This is a genomic window from Achromobacter sp. FW305-C-30-7, assembly GCF_058783105.1.
This window is the reverse complement of record NZ_JBYSYI010000004.1, coordinates 417,709-435,300: the sequence shown is the minus strand read 5'-3', so window position 1 is coordinate 435,300 and position 17,592 is coordinate 417,709. Positions and strand designations below refer to the sequence as shown.

General features: G+C 66.1%; 12 protein-coding genes. 8 read left to right on the top strand and 4 right to left on the bottom strand.

Features of this window, described 5'->3' with window-relative positions; genetic code table 11:
- The first annotated feature begins 15 nt into the window (after positions 1-15).
- Together AC3WOB_RS15870 and AC3WOB_RS15865 are read left to right on the top strand one after the other, a co-directional pair.
- A complete protein-coding gene (locus tag AC3WOB_RS15870) occupies positions 16-1,545 on the top strand; it encodes an AMP-binding protein (protein WP_492275556.1) in 1,530 nt (509 codons plus the stop codon).
- Entirely contained in the window at positions 1,542-2,270 is a 729-nt protein-coding gene (locus AC3WOB_RS15865; protein WP_013393203.1) for a GntR family transcriptional regulator, read from the top strand. Before AC3WOB_RS15870 ends, AC3WOB_RS15865 begins: the two co-directional genes overlap by 4 nt.
- 15 nt (positions 2,271-2,285) lie before the next feature.
- Here AC3WOB_RS15865 and AC3WOB_RS15860 read toward each other — a convergent pair whose 3' ends face one another.
- Complete coding sequence (locus AC3WOB_RS15860; protein ID WP_013393202.1) at positions 2,286-3,254, bottom strand: LysR substrate-binding domain-containing protein; 969 nt, start codon at positions 3,252-3,254, stop codon at positions 2,286-2,288.
- Between the two features lie 92 nt (positions 3,255-3,346).
- Here AC3WOB_RS15860 and cydC point away from each other — a divergent pair, with 92 nt between their 5' ends.
- Entirely contained in the window at positions 3,347-6,958 is a 3,612-nt protein-coding gene (gene cydC, locus AC3WOB_RS15855) for a thiol reductant ABC exporter subunit CydC (protein ID WP_492275555.1), read from the top strand.
- On the opposite strand, the gene AC3WOB_RS15850 is transcribed toward cydC, so the two are convergent.
- On the bottom strand, positions 6,930-9,512 hold the full coding sequence (locus tag AC3WOB_RS15850; RefSeq protein WP_492275554.1) for a penicillin G acylase: 2,583 nt from the start codon (positions 9,510-9,512) through the stop codon (positions 6,930-6,932). The genes cydC and AC3WOB_RS15850 overlap by 29 nt on opposite strands.
- A 153-nt stretch (positions 9,513-9,665) precedes the next feature.
- Here AC3WOB_RS15850 and AC3WOB_RS15845 point away from each other — a divergent pair, with 153 nt between their 5' ends.
- Positions 9,666-10,583 (top strand): LysR family transcriptional regulator, encoded by a 918-nt coding sequence (locus AC3WOB_RS15845; protein WP_492275553.1) that lies wholly within the window; start codon positions 9,666-9,668, stop codon positions 10,581-10,583.
- 46 nt (positions 10,584-10,629) lie between these two features.
- On the opposite strand, the gene AC3WOB_RS15840 is transcribed toward AC3WOB_RS15845, so the two are convergent.
- Positions 10,630-12,057 (bottom strand): MFS transporter, encoded by a 1,428-nt coding sequence (locus AC3WOB_RS15840; RefSeq protein WP_492275552.1) that lies wholly within the window; start codon positions 12,055-12,057, stop codon positions 10,630-10,632.
- An 80-nt stretch (positions 12,058-12,137) separates the two neighbouring features.
- Here AC3WOB_RS15840 and AC3WOB_RS15835 point away from each other — a divergent pair, with 80 nt between their 5' ends.
- Complete coding sequence (locus AC3WOB_RS15835; protein ID WP_492275551.1) at positions 12,138-12,764, top strand: TetR/AcrR family transcriptional regulator; 627 nt, start codon at positions 12,138-12,140, stop codon at positions 12,762-12,764.
- Between the two features lie 33 nt (positions 12,765-12,797).
- On the opposite strand, the gene AC3WOB_RS15830 is transcribed toward AC3WOB_RS15835, so the two are convergent.
- The gene (locus AC3WOB_RS15830) at positions 12,798-13,706 is read right to left on the bottom strand and encodes a LysR substrate-binding domain-containing protein (protein ID WP_492275550.1); all 909 of its coding nucleotides are present in this window, start codon (positions 13,704-13,706) and stop codon (positions 12,798-12,800) included.
- 140 nt (positions 13,707-13,846) lie between these two features.
- Between AC3WOB_RS15830 and AC3WOB_RS15825 the strand changes: the two genes are divergently transcribed.
- The 3 genes from AC3WOB_RS15825 to AC3WOB_RS15815 all read left to right on the top strand — a co-directional run bounded on the left by AC3WOB_RS15825 (position 13,847) and on the right by AC3WOB_RS15815 (position 17,591).
- A complete protein-coding gene (locus AC3WOB_RS15825) occupies positions 13,847-14,242 on the top strand; it encodes a RidA family protein (protein ID WP_492275549.1) in 396 nt (131 codons plus the stop codon).
- Between the two features lies 1 nt (position 14,243).
- On the top strand, positions 14,244-15,392 hold the full coding sequence (locus AC3WOB_RS15820; protein WP_492275548.1) for an oxidoreductase: 1,149 nt from the start codon (positions 14,244-14,246) through the stop codon (positions 15,390-15,392).
- 183 nt (positions 15,393-15,575) lie between these two features.
- Positions 15,576-17,591 (top strand): hypothetical protein, encoded by a 2,016-nt coding sequence (locus AC3WOB_RS15815; protein WP_492275547.1) that lies wholly within the window; start codon positions 15,576-15,578, stop codon positions 17,589-17,591.
- The last annotated feature ends 1 nt before the right edge of the window (position 17,592 follow it).

Below are 17,592 nucleotides of genomic sequence, written 5' to 3'. Positions count from 1 at the left end.
ACCCCAGAGACCGCCATGCATCTCAGCTCTCTCTTTCATCGCAGCGCCACCACCCACGCCGACCAGCCCGCCTTGGCCGCAGGCACCCGCGACCCGCTTACCTATGCCCAGCTCCAGGCCCGGGTGCAAGCGCTGGCCGGCTGGTTGCGCGGCCCCATGGGCTTGCAGGCCGGCGAGCGCGTCATGCTGGCGCTGCCCAACCATCCCGCCTATATCGAATCGATGCTTGCCATCTGGCATGCAGGCCTGTGCGCCGTTCCCGTCAACGCCAAGCTGCACGCCAAGGAACTGGACTACATGCTGCGCGACAGCGGCGCCCGTCTGTGCCTGTCGCGAGGCGCCGTGCATGAGGGGCTGGCGTCCGTCGTGCGCGAGTTGGACGGCGTGCAGCTGGTGGACGTGGATTCGGCCCGCTACGCTAACGCCGCCATCGGCCCGGCGCTGGCGCTGGAGCGGCGCAAGCCGCAGGAACTGGCCTGGCTGTTCTACACCAGCGGCACCACGGGCAAGCCCAAAGGCGTCATGCTCAGCCACGCCAACATGGTGGGCATGTGCCTGAATTTCTACGCCGACGTGCAGTCGGTGCAGCCCGGCGACGCCATCGTGCACGTCGCGCCGCTATCGCATGGCGCCGGCCTCTACAGCATTCCGTACTGGCTGCATGGCGCCTTGCAGATCATCCCCGACAGCGGCGGGCTGGATGAAGACGAACTGTCCGCGCTGCTGACGCACTATCGCCGCGTCAGCCTGTTCGCCTCGCCCACCATCGTGCAGCGCATGGTGCGCCACGCCCGCCAGACCAACGGGCCGCAGCCCGGCCTGCGCACGCTGATCGTGGGCGGCGCGCCGTTCTACGTCGAAGACATCAAGGACGCGGTCGCCTGCTACGGCGCGCGCGTGGCGCAGATCTACGGACAGGGCGAAAGCCCGATGTCGATCTCCGCGCTGTCGGCAGCCCAGATCGCCGACGCGGTGGCCAACAACGATGACATCCTGCTGGGATCGGTGGGCTACGTCCAGGCTTCCATGGAGGTCGAGGTACGCGCAGCATCCGGCCAGCCGGCCGCCGCCGGCGAATTGGGTGAAGTCGTGGTCAGCGGGCCGACCGTGATGCAAGGCTACTGGAACAATCCGCGCGCCAGCGCCGACACCCTGGCGGACGGCTGGCTCCATACCGGGGATATCGGCATCCTGGACGAACGCGGCCTGCTGCATCTGAAAGACCGCTCCAAGGACGTGATCATCAGCGGCGGCACCAATATCTATCCGCGCGAGGTGGAAGAGGCGCTGATGCGCCACGATGCCGTGCAGGAAGTGTCGGTGGTGGGCAGCCCCGACCCCGAATGGGGCGAATCGGTGCTGGCCTTCGTGGTGCTGAAGCCCGGCGCCCGCGCCACGGAGCAGGACCTGGACCAACTCTGCCTGGCATCCATCGCACGCTTCAAACGGCCCAAGCGCTATGTATTCCTGGATGAGTTGCCCAAGAACAGCACCGGCAAAGTGTTAAAACGCGAACTTCAACAACGCGCGCTTCCGACTCCATGACCCAGTCCGCCCCCCTCTTTGTCCGCACGGCCGTCAGCCAGACCGAAAAGGCCTATTGCGCCCTGGAGGAAATGATCGTCACCGGCGAACTGCCGCCGGGCAGTCAATGGTCGGAAACCACCCTGAGCGAGCGCGTCGGCATCGGCCGCTCGCCGGTGCGCGACGCGCTGCAGAAGCTGGCGTTCCAGCGCCTGGTGGAAATCGCCCCGCGCCAGGGCATCTTCATTTCCGAGATCGACTACCAGGGACAGCTGAAGATCATCCAGGCGCGGCGCGAGATCGAACGGCTGATCGTGGCGCAGGCGGCGCAATGGGCCGACGATGGAGAGCGCGCCGAACTGGCGCGCCTGGCCCGCGAACTCGAAGACCTCAAGGCCGTCAACGACATGCGCATGTACATGCGCCTGCATTTCACGCTGACCAGCCAGATCGGCGCCGCCTCGCGCAACAGCTACGCGGCCGAGTTCCACGCCATGCTGCAGACGCTGGCGCGGCGCTTCCTGTACTTCCACCAGAAGCGCCACCCGGACCTGGTCCAGATCTGCGAACTGCACATCCAGCAGATCAACGCCATCGTGGAAGGCTCGGTGGAACGCGCCATCGCCACGGCGGAGGCGCGCAACGACTACGCCGAAAACCTGGCGCGCAACATCCTGATGGAGCTGATCGTCACCTCGGCGGTCACCATCAGCTCGCCGCCGCGCGGCCGGGGCGGCGCGGACTGAAGCGCAGGCGCGGCCTCAGCGCCCCGCGTCCGCCAGATTCTGCCAGGCGCCGGTGCTGCGCCCCTCTTCCGCCAGGAACTCCACCAGAGTGGGCAAGGCCGCGTCCATCGGCCGGTTGGCCTGGATCCGCATCACATAGCCCCAGGAACCCGGCATGCGCAGCTGCGGCACCAGGGGCACCAGCCGGCCGCTGGCCAGCTCCTCGTCGATCAGCGGCGCGCGACCCAACGCGATGCCGACCCCGGCGGCGGCCGCCGCCGCCACCGTGCTCAAGCCGCTCAGCACCATGGGCTCCTGCCAGTCGGATTCGGCCAGCCCCAGGCGCGGACTCCAGGTGCGCCAGTCGGTCTCGGGGCTGTCCACATGCTTTTCCTCCAGCCAGCGATGGCGCAGGAAAACGCCGGGATCGCCGCGCTCGGCCGGATCGACCAGCGACGGGCTGCACACGGGCACCACGGTCTCGGTCATGAGCGGGATGTCGCCGGGCTCGGCGATATGCGGCCCCATGGCGCGCACGTGCAGGAACGCCAGGTCGATGTCCTGGCTTTTCCAGGCCGGGTCCTGGCTGGCATGCAGATAGACCTGGATGTCGATGCCAGGATGCAGTTCGATGAAGCGCCCGATGCGCGGCGCCAGCCACATGGCGGCCAGCGACGGGTTGGCGGAAACGTTCAGGGTATTGCGCCGTTTGCCGCGAGCCGAGGCCCGCACATTGCGGCAGGCGGTCTCCAGCAGGGTCAAGGCTTGTTGCACGGACGCCAGCAGGTCCGCGCCCGCGGCGGTGGTTTCGGCGCGGCGCACGGTGCCGCCGCGGCGCAGCAGCGCCACGCCCAGATCGGCCTCCAGCGCCCGCAACTGATGGCTGACGGCGCTCTTGGTGACGTGGAGTTCGGCGGCGGCGCGGCTCAGGCTGCCCAGGCGGGCGACGGCCTCGAAGGCGCGCAGTGCCGCCAGCGGCGGCGTGTGGTTGGGTAGATCGGCCATGGGTCAAGTCTAGCTCAACCCTAGATTGAAAAACTATCGCTTTCGCCGGTGCGCGGGATCAGTGACCATGCAAGCACTGAAAGGAGTTTGCTATGTATTTCGATTCGCGCCTTTGGCAGTTGACGGCGGGCTTGCGCGCCGGCATGGCGGGCGGCATTTTCCTGGGGCTGCTGGCCTTGGCGGCGGGCATCGCCCGCTACGTGTTCCTGGGCCAGCTGCTGGCCCGCGTGTTCGACGGCGCGCCGCCTCAGGACTGGCTTGCGCCCGCGCTGTGCGCCGCCGCCATGGTGCTGCTGCGCGCCTTCCTGGACCACTGGCGCACCGTGCAGGCCAACCGCTGCGCCGCCACCGTGCAACATGCGCTGCGCGCCCGGCTCTATGACCGCATCGTGTCCCTGGGCCCGGCCTGGTTCGCCAACCAGCGCACCGGCGGCGTGATGCTGACGGTGGTGGACGGGGTCGAGCAGTTGCAGGCCTTCTTCGGCCAATACCTGCCGCAGGTCGCGATCGCCGCCGCGGCGCCCTTCGCCATTTTCGCCGTGATTGCGTTCTGGGACGTGCCCACCGCGCTGGTGTTCCTGGCGGCCGCCTTGTTCGCGCTGTTCGGACCGATGGCGGTGCACATGCTGGACCGCCGCGCCAGCCTGGCGCGCAGCAAGTCGCTGAACGATTTCGGCGAGGATTTCCTGGACGCGGTGCAGGGCCTGCCCACCCTGAAGTCCTATGGCCAGGGCAAGGCCTGGGGCCAGCGCTTGGCCGCCCGCGCCCGCAGCCTGTCGGACAATACCTTCTGGGTGCTGTCGGTCAGCCTGCTGACGCGCGGCATCAGCGACCTGGGCGTGGCGCTGGGCGCGGCGCTGGCGCTGACGTTGGGCGCCTGGCGCGTGGCCCACGGCGACATGAGCGTGGAAGCCCTGCTGATCGTGCTGATGGCCGGCACCGAGATCTTCCGTCCGCTGCGCGACCTGCGTTCGGTGCTGCACCGAGGCATGCTGGGCCAGTCGGCCGCCGCCAGCATCCATGCGCTGACGGATGCGCAGCCCCTGACGCCCGCGCCCGCCACCGGCGGCAAGACGCCCGGCCGGCTGGCGCCCACCATCGAGTTCGACAATGTGGCGTTCTCCTACACGCCCGAGCGCCGCGCCCACCAGGGCCTGAGCTTCCGTATCGCGGCGGGCGAACGCGTCGGCGTGGTCGGCCCCAGCGGCGCCGGCAAATCCACCATCGTGCGCCTGCTGTTGCGCGAATGCGTGCCGCAGTCCGGCCGCATCCGCATCGGCGGCCATGACGTGAACGAACTGGATACGCAGGCGCTGCTGTCGCACATCGCGCTGGTCAGCCAGGACATCACCCTGTTCCACGGCACCATCGACGACAATCTGCGGCTGGGACGCCCCGACGCTACCCACGAACAGGTGCGCGCCGCCGCCCGCGCCGCCAATATCGACGACTTCATCATGGCGCTGCCCGAGGGCTACGCCACCCGCATCGGTGAACGCGGCCTGCAATTGTCCGGCGGCCAGCGCCAGCGCGTGGCGATCGCCCGCGCGCTGTTGCGCGACGCGCCCATCCTGATCCTGGACGAGGCGCTGTCGTCGGTAGATACCGAAAACGAAGCGCTGATCCAGCAGGCGCTGGACCGCCTGATGGCCGGGCGCACCACGCTGATCCTGGCGCACCGCCTGGCCAGCGTCATCGGCGCTGACCGCTGCCTGGTGCTGGACCAGGGCCGGGTCGCGGAGGAAGGACCGCATGCGGAACTGATACGGCAAGGCGGCCTGTACTACCGCCTGATGCATGAGCAGGCCGCCGCGCACCGCAATCCGTCGGCGGGATCCGCCGCCCCGGCCATGGCCGCCCCCACGCGCGCCGCGGACCGCGATGCCTCCGGCCAGGAATCCGGCGCGCAAGGCCCGGCCCTGCGCTCGCTGGACGCGGACGCGGTGCAGGTCGGCTGGCGCGCCACGCTCGGCACCTTGCTGTCGGTAGTGCGGCCGTGGCGCGGCACGCTGACCGCCACGATCCTGCTGGGCGTGGCACGGGTCGCGGCCTACATCGGCGTGGGCGTGTTCAGCGCGCTGATCGTCGCCGCCATCCGCGACGGCCGCGACTACTCGGCCCTGATCGTCGGCCTGCTGATCGCGGCGCCCCTGGCCGCGCTGTTTCACTGGCTGGAGTCCTGGCTGGCGCACGCCATGGCGTACCAGCTGCTGGCCGACATGCGGGTCAAGCTCTACGACAAGCTGGAGCGCCTGGCGCCGGCCTACCTGTTGCAGCGCCGCTCCGGCGACCTGGTGGCGCTGGCCACGCAGGACGTGGAAATGGTGGAGTATTTCTATGCCCACACCATCGCCCCGGCCATCGTCTCGGTGCTGGTGCCGCTATCGGTGCTGGGTTTCCTGGGCGTCTACAGCTGGCCGGTGGCACTGGCGCTGCTGCCCTTCCTGGCCTATGCGCTGGTGTCGCCGGTGCGCGGCCGCCGCAAGGTCGACGCCCTGGGCGACAAGGCGCGCGAGGCGCTGGGCGAGATGAGCGCACACACCACCGACACCATCCAGGGCCTGGCCGACCTGACCGCCTTCCAGGCCACCGGCCGCCGCCGCGATGAATTCCTGCGCGTGGCCGACCATTATCGGACACGCCGGCAGGACATCATGGATGACCTGTCCCGGCAGACCGCGGGCTTTGAGATCGCGATGGGCCTGGGCGGCGTGGCCGTGGCGGTCGTGGGCGCGTTGCAAGTATCGGCCGGCGCGCTTTCGGCCGGCATGCTGCCCCTGCTGGTGCTGATCGCCCTGGCCACCTTCCTGCCGGTATCCGAGATCTCGCAGGTCAGCCGGCAACTGGCCGACACCATCGCCGCCACCCGCCGCCTGCACGTGGTCGCCAACGAGCCCGAGCCAGTGACCGACGGGCCGCTGCCTGCGCCTGTCTCTGCCCATGGCCTGTCGCTGACCTTCGACCATGTCAGCTTCGCCTATCCCGGCAAACAGGAAGACACCCTGCGCGACCTGAGCTTCAAGGTGCCGGCCGGCGCCACCGTGGCGGTGGTGGGCGCGTCCGGCGCGGGCAAGAGCACGGTCGCCAGCCTGCTGCTGCGCTTCTGGGATCCGCGCGCGGGCCAGGTCAAGCTGGACGGCGTGGACCTGCGCGAGCTGCAGCTGGACGGCCTGCGCGAACGCGTGGCGCTGGTGACGCAAGATACCTATCTGTTCAACGACACGCTGGAAGGCAACATCCGGCTGGCGCGGCCCGAAGCCAGCCCCGAGGACCTGGCACGCGCGCTGGAGCAGGCGGCGCTGTCGGACTTCGTGCGCGCCTTGCCAGAGGGCCTGTCGACGCGCGTGGGCGAACGCGGCATGCAGCTGTCCGGCGGCCAGCGCCAGCGCATCTCGATTGCCCGCGCCTTCCTGAAGAACGCGCCCGTGCTGATCCTCGACGAAGCCACCTCGCACCTGGACACCTTGTCCGAAATGCAGGTGCGCGGCGCCCTGGACGTGCTGATGCAGTACCGGACCACGCTGGTCATCGCGCATCGTCTGTCGACGATCCGCGATGCCGACCTGATTCTGGTTCTGGAGCGCGGCACCCTGGCCGAGGCTGGCACGCACGATCAATTGCTCAAGCGGCAAGGGGTCTATGCGCGGCTGGCCAGCCACCAGGGCGGCTACGCCGTCAGTAGCGCAACGTCTCTACCGACTTAGCATTGGCGCGCACTTCCGCATCCGTGAACCAGACCCGCTTGTTGCCGAAGCCGGTGTACAGGTCGAACTGGTCGCGGGTGTGGACCGACGGCGTGCCGTCCGGGGCGACAAAGCCGCTCTGCCCCGGCGCCACCACGTCCACCGCGCGCACGCCACGGCCGTCGAACACGGTCATGTTGTTCTCGGTGCCGCGGTTCTGCGTAGCCGGGAAGCTCAACACCGCCTTGTCGTCCGCCTGCGGCACGCCCAGGAAGTTCTTGGGCGCGAACACCATGGGCGGCGCGGGTATGCGCCAGCTTGCGGGATCCTGGCCGTAGGCCTTCTGCAAGGCCGCCAGCGCATCGTCCAGCGCGGCCAGCGTCACGTCCTGCGGCCGCTGGCCATTGAAGAAGTCGTACTGCTGCGGCACGCCCGCGTCGCGGCCGGCCAGCGCGTTGAACAGCACCTTCACCCCCACCGTCAGGTTGACCGAACCGGTGGCGGGCGCCGCCTGTGTCGGATAGCCGGTGGCGCTGTACCACTTGAAGAAGTCCGCCGGCATCTCGTCGGCCAGCGTGCGCTTGAGCATGGCGCGCAGCCAGGCGTCCATCACGGCCGGACCGGCGTTGTCGTAGATGCCAGCCTGCTTGTCGCTGGTGCCCATGCCGTCCCAGGACGCCAGCCCCGCCACCAACTGCGCCCGCGCGTCGTCGGCAGGCAGCCCCTGCACCGCCTGCTGCAGGAACGGCAGGAAGTGGCGGCGGTTCACGTCGGCATAGCTGGTGGTGCGGATCAGGTCCCACATCTGCTGCGCGCTGACCTTGCCGCCATGGGCCGTCATTGCCTTCAGGCGGGTTTCGATCTCGGCATAGCGGTCGGCCTGCCCCCACACGATGGCGAACAGGTCGGTCGACGGATAGCCGCGCATGGGCTGGTTGTTCCAGTTAGCGATGAAGCCCTGGCGCGGGTTGTAGACCTGCGGGTTGGTCGAGAACGGCAGCATGCCTTGCCAATCCATCTCGCCGGTGCCCGGCACAGGCAGGCGCGGATCGTGGCCCGGGCGGCGCTTGGGATAGAAGCCCGTGTGTGCGTAGCCGATGTTGCCCTTGTCGTCCGCGTAATACCAGTTGATGGTCAGCGCGTGGCGCGCGGCCTGCTGCTTCCATTGGTCCCAGTTGCGCGACTGCGCCTTGTGGGTCCAGGCCATCAGCGATTGCAGTTCATAGCCTTCCCAGGCGCGCGCCTTGGCGTAGGCCACGTGCTGCTTGTCGTCGAACTTGGTGACGATGCCGTGCACCGTGCGATACACGTCCATCACCACCGGCTGCGCGTCCTTGACCTCGATGAGTTCCGTGCGCTTTTCCATCGTCTTCCAGACGCCGTCGTGGAAGTAGCGGGTACGGTCGTTCGGATCGAGCTTTTCGGCATAGATGTCCACGTCGTCGCCAAAGCCCGCGGTCGAGCCCCAGGTCACATGCGCGTTGTGGCCGAACAGGATGCTGGGATAGGCGAACGGCGTGTTGCCGACCACGTCGAAGCCCGCGCCGTGCAGGCCGATGCCGTAGGTATAGGCCGGATTCCACCAGCCGAACTGCGGCCCGTTCAGCAGGATGGAGCGGGCGTCCTTGGCGTGGTCGCGGCCCACGATCCACATATTGCTGGTGGTCGGAAAGCCGGCGATTCCCGGCTGCCCCGATTCCGCGAACTGCGCCAGCAGCCGCGCTGGCACGGCCGCGGGCGCCTCGTCCAGCACGCCGCGCGTCTGCGGATCGCGCGCTACGCGTTCCAGCATGGGCGGCGTGCCGTCGTAGCGCGGCAGCGCATAGGACAGCTTGGCGGGCCGCGTGGCGCCATCGGGCCGGTACACGCCCTCTTCCTCGGGCACGGTGGTGGGCGCGCGGCTGTCGGTCATCCAGCGCAGCTGGTTGAAGATCTGCATGGCGCGCGCGTCGCCGTGCTTGTCCTTCAGGGCGGTCAACAGCGCCAAGTTGTCGATCTCGCTATTGGCATCGGAAAAACGGTTGGCCATGGTGCCGACGAACACCATCGCCACGTCGTAGGCCGTCCAGTCCGCGGGCTGAAAGCGCAGGTCATTGAATTCCTTGGGCATCAGGCTGCCGGACTCGGCGCGCACCCGCGCGATCCAGGCGTTCATGCCGGCCGCGTAGCCGTCCAGGATCTGGCGCTCGGATGCCGGCAGCGCGGCCAGCTGGCGCTGGATGCGCTCGGGCGAGAAGTTGCCGCGGATGGATTTGTCGAACGCCACCATGGGCTGGCCCAGCACCTCGGCCACGCGGCCCTGGGTACTGCGCCGCGCCATCTCCATCTGGAACAATCGGTCCTGCGCCACCGCATAGCCATAGCCGTAGAAGATGCCGTACACGGTATTGGCGTACACATGCGGCATGCCATAGCCGTCGCGCCGTATCGTGACCTGGCCGCTGGCCGCGCCCGCCGGGCGCATTGCAGCCTCGGACTGCTTCTGAACGTTCTGCTGGGCTTCCTGCGCCTGGACTTGCGCGCCCATGGCCGCGCAGGCCGCCAGGATGGCGGCCGACAACAAGTGCTGCTTCATTCGAATCTGTCTCCGTATTTGTCGAGCCGCGCCGCGGTGCGAGTCCCGGACGCGGTTTGCGGCGCCTCTGCGGGCGCCGTCTGCGAACCATCATACGAATCGCGCTTCTATAATTCCAATGCATTTATTTCATAGTATTTATGCGGTATGCACATGGATTTTCAGAAACTCAAGCATTTGCTGGCGGTAGTCGAACACGGCACTTACTCGCGCGCCGCAGAGGCGGTCAACTTGTCGCAACCGGCGCTCAGCCGCAGCATCCAGGCGCTCGAAGCCGAACTCGGCCTGCCGCTGCTGGACCGCGGCACCCGCCGCGTGCGCCTGACGCCCTACGGCGCCTGCGTGGCCGAACGCGCGCGCCGCATGCGCTTCGAGGAAGCGGAACTGCAGCGCGAACTGAAAACCTTGCACAGCGGCGAATCCGGCACCCTGTCCATCGGGCTGAGTCCGGCGCCCGCGTCCCTGCTGCTGTCGCCCTTCCTGGCCCACATGGCGGAACGCCATCCCCAGGTGCGCGTGGGCGTCGAGCTGGGCGCCACCGCCGCCTTGCTGGAGATGCTGCGCGCCGAGCGCCTCCACGCCATGGTCTGCGATGCCCGCATGCTGTATGACGCGGCCGACCTGGAAACCCGTCCCCTGCCCCCCTTGCGGGCCGGTCTGGTCTGCCGCAAGGGCCATCCCATCCTTGCCCACAAGCGGCCAGGCATAGAACAGGTCCGCCAGTACCCGGTGGCCTCCAGCACGCTCAGCCCCGAGGTCTCGCTGCGGCTGGCGGAAACGCTGGGACCGGGCGGCGCGCCCGAACAGATGGTCACCCACCGCTGCGAAAACCTGGATGCGCTGGTCGAGCTGGCATTGCGCTCGGACGCGCTGCTGCTGGGCGTGATCTGCGTCACGCGCAGGCAGCAGGAAGCCGGGTTGCTAGTCGAAGTGCCGATCCCGTCCGATCCGCAGCGCCAAGGCCACTATGCACTGGCCCGGCTGGCGGGGCGCACGCCCTTGACGGCGCAGGACACGCTGTATGACTTCACGCGCGAGTGTTGGGACGGGTTTGCGGCATTCAGGGCGTAGGCCCAGGCCGGGAGCGGTTGATCCGGGCGGTGTTCAAGCGCACGGGCTATCGGCGCGTCGCCATCCTGAAAAAGACCAGGCTGAGCAGCGCGGCGACAAGGTTGTAGGACATCGCCACCGCCAGCGCCCGCCCATAGAGCCATGCGCCATCGCCGGCGGGCAAGCTCCCCGCGGCCCCGAGCATCGTGAATATCACGCCGCCCACCACCGCGACGCCGCTGGAAGTCCCGACGACTTGCAAGGTACTGAGCATCCCTGAGGCCATGCCCGCCTGTTCCTCTTGCACCGATCCAAGAATGGCATTGAATGCCAGCGGGATCACCAGTCCTTGTCCTGCGCCGTTCAGCAGCAGCGATATCACCAGCAGCGTCAGGTTCTGGGGTTGCGTCGCGGCGGTGATCGCGGACAGCCCCAAGCCCGCGGTGAAAACCAGCACGCCGCACAACAGCGCCGCGCGTCCATAGCGCGCCGCCAGTTTCGGACCCGCAAGCGAAGCGCCAAAGAATGCCAGCGCCGAAGGCGTGAACACTGCGCCCGCCATCAGCGGCGCCAATCCCAGCCCGAACTGCAACAGCAGCGTCAGCGCGAAGAAGAACGAGCTGATTGCCGAAAAAAAGAAAAACACCGCGCCTATGCCCGCCACGAATGCCCGGTTGGCAAACAGCCGCATATCCAGCACAGGCACCCCACCGCGCCGGGCCAGCGTCTTTTCATAGTGGACAAAGTACGCCAACACCCCCAGCGCCAGCACAGGCCCGGCAAACGACCACCAGGGCCAGCCATGCTCTCGTCCCTCCATCACAGGAACCAGGATCAAGGCCAGCCCGGCAGCACCCGCAAGCGCCCCGCGCAGGTCCACCCGCGTCGGCACCGGCGCCCGCCATTCGGGCAGCGCCCGCCGCCCCGCCATCAACGCGGCGATGCCGATAGGCACGTTGATGAGAAACACCAGCCGCCATCCCAAATCCAGCGGATTCAGGGTGATGAGTATTCCGCCCAACAGCTGCGAGAGGCTTGCAGCCACGCCCTGCACGGCGCCCATGATCCCGAACGCGCGCCTGCGCGCGTCTCCCTCGAACATGACCCTGATCGAAGCGAGCACCTGCGGCATCAAGACGCCCGCGCCCACGCCTTGCAGCGCGCGCGCCAGGATCAGCTGCCATGGCGTGAGCGCCAGCCCGCACAGGGCCGAAGCCAGGGTGAACAGGCCCATGCCGGCCAGGAACAAGCGCCGTCGCCCAAAAAGATCGCCCAGGCGCGCGCCATTTATCAGGCACAAGCCATAAGCCAATGCGTAGGCCACCACGATCAGCTGCAAGTCGGTATCGCTGGCCGACAAGCCGCTCTGGATGCTGGGCAATGCGACATTGACGATGAACAGATCCAGGATCGTCACGAAGTTGCCCGTCAACAGCACCGCTAGGGCGCGGCCGGGGCGGTTCTGTTCAGCTTGCAGCGCAAAAGCCTGCTTCATTTTTCACGTTTATATATATACGATCGTATTTATAGTATCGTGGATGAATCGAACTCGTGCAAGTAAAAGAACAGGCTCCCATGAACCCGTTGCCTCCCACCTCCCCGCCCGATGGCCGCCGACTGCGCGGCGAGCGCGCGCGCGCCCGCGTGCTGGACGAAGCCGTGAAACTCCTCTCCGTCGAAGGACTGGGCGGCCTGACTTTCGGCCAGGTGGCCGAACGGGCTGAAGTGGGGAAAAGCAATCTCCAGGTCCTGTTCGGCGACAAGGAGAACCTGCAATTGGCCGCCTTGGCCCATGCGATCGGCCTGTACCAGACCCAGGTCATTGAACCGGCCATGCGCAAGCGCACCCCGCTGGCGCGGCTGCGCGCCCTGATGAGCGGCTGGTTCGACTTCGTGGAGACCCGCCAGCTTCCGGGCGGCTGTGTCATTACTGCGGTAAGCAGCGAATATCGCGCGCGCCCCGGCCCCTTGCGCGACGCGATCCAGCAATACCGCGAGGCAGGCCGAGCACGCCTGCGCGGCTTGATCCGCGAAGCCAAGGCACAGGGGCAAATGGCAGCCGACGCCAACGAGGCGAAACTCGTCATGGAGCTGCTCGCCTACCAGGCATTTGCCAACGTTGCCGCGTCGATGGACGACCATGCGGAATTCGGCCGCGCCAAGGCTGCGGTCGCCGATCTGCTTGCAAACGCGGCGCACTGACAGCAACGCGCCGGCCTCCAACAACCTGCTCGCCTAAGCTTCGCGCGAGCCTGGCTCTTGCGTCGCCGCCTGCGCAATCAACCACTGCGCAACCGCCTGCACAGGCGCCGAGGGCGGCCGATCCGCAAGCATGGCCAGGTGATAGGTGTGTCCCGCTATCACCGGGCCAAAGGGCTGAACCAGATGGCCTGCTTCCAGCTCTTCGGCGATCAACGGCAGGCTGACCAGCGCCACGCCATGGCCCGCAACCGCCGCCTGTATGGCATGGCCCTCATCGGAAAAACGCAACTGGCCCGCCTGCCGTGGCAGGGAACGCTGCGCGACGTCGAACCAGCGCTCCCAGGTCGGATTGTCCGGATGAGACCACTTCCAGTTGAAACGAATCAAGGGCACGCGAGCCAGATCGTCCGGCGATGAGACCCCCAGGCGCGGATTCGCCACGGGCGCGAAACGGTCGGTGAACAGCGGCTGCGCGACGAGGCCCGGATACGGCCCGCGGCCATAGCGGATCGCGATGTCGACCGCGGCCGATCGCAGGTCCACCACGTCGTCGCTGGCCTGCAACTGCAGATCGATGCCGGGATGCCGGCTGCGGAAATCGGCCATGCGGGGCACCAGCCACTTCACCGTGAACGCGTTGGTTGCGGAAATGGTCACCTGCGTCCGCGCGCGCTGCTGCGTCAAGCGCGCCAGCGTCGCCTCGAAGGCATCGAACCCATCGCGCAGCACGGGATAGAGCTGCGCGCCCGTTTCGGTCAGCGACACTTTGCGCACATGGCGGTCGAACAGCGCCAGCCCGGTTTGCGCTTCCAGCGCGCGGATCTGGTGGCTGACAGCGGTCGGCGTCACCGCCAGTTCCTGGGCGGCGGCCTTAAAGCTGCCCAGGCGCGCGGCGGCTTCGAACACGCGCAGTCCGGAAAGAGGGAGAGATCGGCGTTGCATGGTAATAGATGAGATTTACTCATCTTATAGCTGACAAATGAACCTTTGTCACCACAACCGCACATCCCTACATTGGAGGCATGGATCAGCGGTTTTCACGCCGCTCCAGCCACTCACCCATAAATGAAGGAAATCGCATCATGCTACAGCGCGTCATCACCCAGCCTGACAACTACGAACCGTTCCTGCTGTCGCAGGGCATCCAGTTCGGCAATCTGCTGTTCATCTCCGGCCAGGCGGGCGCCAGCGATGACGGCAAGATCGTCGCCGGCGGCTTTCTGGCCCAAGGCGAACAAGCCTTCCTGAACTTGCGCCGCGCGCTGGAAGCCGGCGGCTCCAGCCTGAAGGACGTCATCAAGGTCACCATCTTCGTCACCGACATGGGGCATTTCCAGGACGTGGTGACGCTGCGCCGCCGTTTCTTCTCGGCCCCCTACCCGGCCGACACCATCGCCGAGATCAAGGCGCTCTACGACCCCGCCGCCATGATCGAGATCGAGGCCATCGCCGCCGTGCGTCCGCAGGAGGGCCGCTGACATGGACGCGCTCGACTATCGTCCGGACGGCGCCGCGCAGGCCGGGCTGTTCACGCCGCTGCGGCTGGACAGAGGATTGACGCTGGCCAATCGTCTCGCCGTCGCGCCCATGACCCGCGTCAGCGCGACGGAAGATGGCCGCGCCACGCCGCAAATGGCCGACTACTATGCAGCCTTTGCGGCCGGCGGCTTCGGCCTGGTGATCACCGAAGGCATCTATACCGACCGGGCCCACGCGCAGGGCTACCTGTTCCAGCCCGGCCTCACCAACGACGTCCAGCGCGACGCCTGGCGCGCCGTGGTGGATCGCGTGCATGCGCACGGCGGCCGCATCATCGCCCAGCTCATGCATGCGGGCGCGCTGTCGCAGGGCAATCCCCATCGCGACACGACGAAGGGTCCATCGGCCGTGCAACCCAAGGGGCACCAGATGACCTTCTATCGGGGAGAGGGGCCGTACCGGATGCCTGAAGCCATGTCGGACGAGGACATCGCAGAGGCGGTCGAAGGATACGCGCACGCAGCGCGCAGGGCACAGGAAGCGGGCTTCGACGGCGTAGAAATACACGGCGCCAACGGCTATCTGCTGGACCAGTTCCTCACCCGCTACACCAATCTGCGCGAAGATCGCTATGGCGGCAGCCTGGACAACCGGCTGCGCTTGACCGTGGAGGTCATCCAGGCCGTGCGCCGGTCGGTTGGGCAGCACTTCGTCGTGGGCGTGCGCAGTTCACAGGGCAAGGTCAACGACTTCACCCACAAGTGGGAAGGCGGTCAGGCGGATGCGGCGCAAATCTACCGCACGCTGGGCGCGCAGCCCATCGATTATCTGCACACAACCGAGTTCGAGGCCTGGCGTCCGGCCTTTGATGATGAGGGTTCCAGCCTTGCGGCGCTGGCGCGGCGGCACGTTCCAGTCCCGGTGCTGGCCAACGGATCGCTGCATGACCCGATGGCGGCCGGCGGGATGATGACGCGGCAGGAGGCAGACTTCGTTTCGCTCGGACGTGGAGCGCTGACGCATTCCGATTGGCCCGCAAGATTGCGCGCTGGCGCGACGCTTGAGAGTTTTGACCGGGAGCTGCTGGCGCCGATCGCGGACCTTGCCAATGCGGCGCGGCATCGCGAAGGAACGCTTGGAAATCGGTGAATTTGAATCCGCCCCGCTGCTGCCAATCTGGAACACTCTGCATTTCATGCAAATACTCGAAATGGCACGAAAAATGATGGTTATTGAAACCACCACACGTGAACCATTTGCGTATTATTTCAAGGATTATTTTTACATCGCTTCTGCGCCACTCTTTCAAAAGAATCATTTTTTCAACGATTTATGCCTACTCAAAAAAAACATGATTCCAAGCACAAATCGGAGAGCGTAGATTTCAGTTTTTCACTTGCGGCAGGCGGATTCAACCAGCTCCAGGGCGATGCACTGAACAGTGCCCTCGCAGACTACAAAACCAAGATCATGGATTCAATCACCACCAAAAGTGGTGATTTATCCAAGCAATCGATTGATGTCCAGCAAGGCTTCACTGCAGAGGCACACCACGCAGGCTCATTCAACATCGAAGCCGCTGCAAAGGGGCAGTTGAACCACACGGCCACGCTCGATGTCGGACAGGTCAATGATCCGGTGACAGATATCCGTGTGCAAACCCCTGATGGCAGCCACGACTATCAGGTGAAGTTCTACAAGGACGGGGATTCAACAGCAGCTGCGCTTTCGCCCAAACGGTACGACGCCGTGGGCAAGGTGGTCCCCGACGATCAGGTCCAGCAGGTCAAGAATTCGGCCAGCAAGCGCGCGTCCAAGGCTGAGGGAAACCGCCCTGATGTCGCTGAAAGCTACAAGGACACGGCCGACAAGGCCACGGGAAAGATCTCATCAAACGATGGCAAGAACATCGAAAGCACGGGCCTGAACCGCAAGGGAAAAGGCAGCGCCGAAGAACTGGCCAAAGAGGCAAGGAAAAAGGGCGAAGGCCCGGACTACAAGGACAAGGCACGGGTCCGCGCGGAATTCAATCGCATGCAGTACCGTAACGCCGTGCAGTCTGGTGCCTTGACCGGCGCCTCATCGGCCGCTGCCGGAGAGCTCTACAGCTTCATGACCAGCAACGAGCCCATGACCAAAGAGCGCTGCATGGAAGCTGCTCAGAACATAGTGTTCAGCGCGCTAAAAGGCTCAGCCCGTGCTGTTGCCGTCACCGGCGTCCAGCATCTTGGGCAGCTGATGGCTGATGCGGCCGCAGAGGCAGCGGCAAAAACGGCGGCGAAAGCTGCGGGAGGCGCCGCCGCCAAGGCCAGCGCATCTTCGCTGGGCGGCACCATAGGCCAGCAGATGACAAAGGGCAACGTCGCTGCCGCGACTGTGGCCATCGCCATATCCCTAGGCGAAAACCTCTACAAGTTCTCCCAGGGCGAAATCGACAGCATCGAATTCGCATCATCATCCATCGGCAGCACTATCCAGATCGTTGGCGTCACCTGCGCCACCAGCCTGGCCGCGCCGGCGTCGGCCTTCCTGGGGCAGTTCATCGCCTCCAACGTGGCTTCGGTGACGGTATTTGGGACAACCCTGGGAGCGCTCGGCCCCATCGCCCTCGGCGCAGTCTTCGCCATCGGGTTCTCGCTGGCGATTGGCTCGTTTGTCGGACACTTCCAAGGCGTAGGCTCGAAGATCGCGATCAAAGATATCACTGATGCAGCGGCGAAGCTTGAGATTGGCCACATCACGCTTGCTCAGTACGCGACATCGGTCGGAACCATGTCCGAAAACACATTTGTCTGGACAGATTGCATTCCATTCAGCGGTGCAATCTCTGTCCTGTCCGAGTACCGCACGCGCAAGAACCAGCTCAAGTCACTGCAGGCGGAACTGTATCGCCGCTTCGACCAGATTGACGCTGCGGAACGCAGGCAGATGCAAGAACTGATGGAGCAGTTCGAGTACCAGATCCACGCCATGGACCTTCAGTACGAACAGGCCAGGCGCGAAGTCATACAGCAGGCCAGCGACAAGTTCGGGGAAATGCGCGCGAGCCTCGATAAGCACCTGGAGTTGAAATATCTGATGTTCCATCCCGTGATCAAGCGCTACCAGGACGAGACGAACGTTGTTTCGTCGCAAAAACTCAAAGAATACGAGGCCCAGCTGCGCATTGACGCTTACAGGGACGAGATTGCGCACCTGAACCAGCTTGTGGATCAGGGGCTCTCGGATAGTCCGGAGGACCGCCAGCTCAAGTATCAGCTGGACGGGGCGCTGAAGGACCGCGTAGATCTGACCCTGCCCGCCATCACTGGATTCGACCAGGCATATGAGTTCCTGCTTCAGGCGTGAT

Bases quoted from the DNA above. Each gene is read 5' to 3' on its own strand.
- AC3WOB_RS15870 (WP_492275556.1), top strand. From the start codon at position 16: ATGCATCTCAGCTCTCTCTTTCATCGCAGCGCCACCACCCACGCCGAC.
- AC3WOB_RS15865 (WP_013393203.1), top strand. From the start codon at position 1,542: ATGACCCAGTCCGCCCCCCTCTTTGTCCGCACGGCCGTCAGCCAGACC.
- AC3WOB_RS15860 (WP_013393202.1), bottom strand. From the start codon at position 3,254: ATGGCCGATCTACCCAACCACACGCCGCCGCTGGCGGCACTGCGCGCC.
- cydC (WP_492275555.1), top strand. From the start codon at position 3,347: ATGTATTTCGATTCGCGCCTTTGGCAGTTGACGGCGGGCTTGCGCGCC.
- AC3WOB_RS15850 (WP_492275554.1), bottom strand. From the start codon at position 9,512: ATGAAGCAGCACTTGTTGTCGGCCGCCATCCTGGCGGCCTGCGCGGCC.
- AC3WOB_RS15845 (WP_492275553.1), top strand. From the start codon at position 9,666: ATGGATTTTCAGAAACTCAAGCATTTGCTGGCGGTAGTCGAACACGGC.
- AC3WOB_RS15840 (WP_492275552.1), bottom strand. From the start codon at position 12,057: ATGAAGCAGGCTTTTGCGCTGCAAGCTGAACAGAACCGCCCCGGCCGC.
- AC3WOB_RS15835 (WP_492275551.1), top strand. From the start codon at position 12,138: ATGAACCCGTTGCCTCCCACCTCCCCGCCCGATGGCCGCCGACTGCGC.
- AC3WOB_RS15830 (WP_492275550.1), bottom strand. From the start codon at position 13,706: ATGCAACGCCGATCTCTCCCTCTTTCCGGACTGCGCGTGTTCGAAGCC.
- AC3WOB_RS15825 (WP_492275549.1), top strand. From the start codon at position 13,847: ATGCTACAGCGCGTCATCACCCAGCCTGACAACTACGAACCGTTCCTG.
- AC3WOB_RS15820 (WP_492275548.1), top strand. From the start codon at position 14,244: ATGGACGCGCTCGACTATCGTCCGGACGGCGCCGCGCAGGCCGGGCTG.
- AC3WOB_RS15815 (WP_492275547.1), top strand. From the start codon at position 15,576: ATGCCTACTCAAAAAAAACATGATTCCAAGCACAAATCGGAGAGCGTA.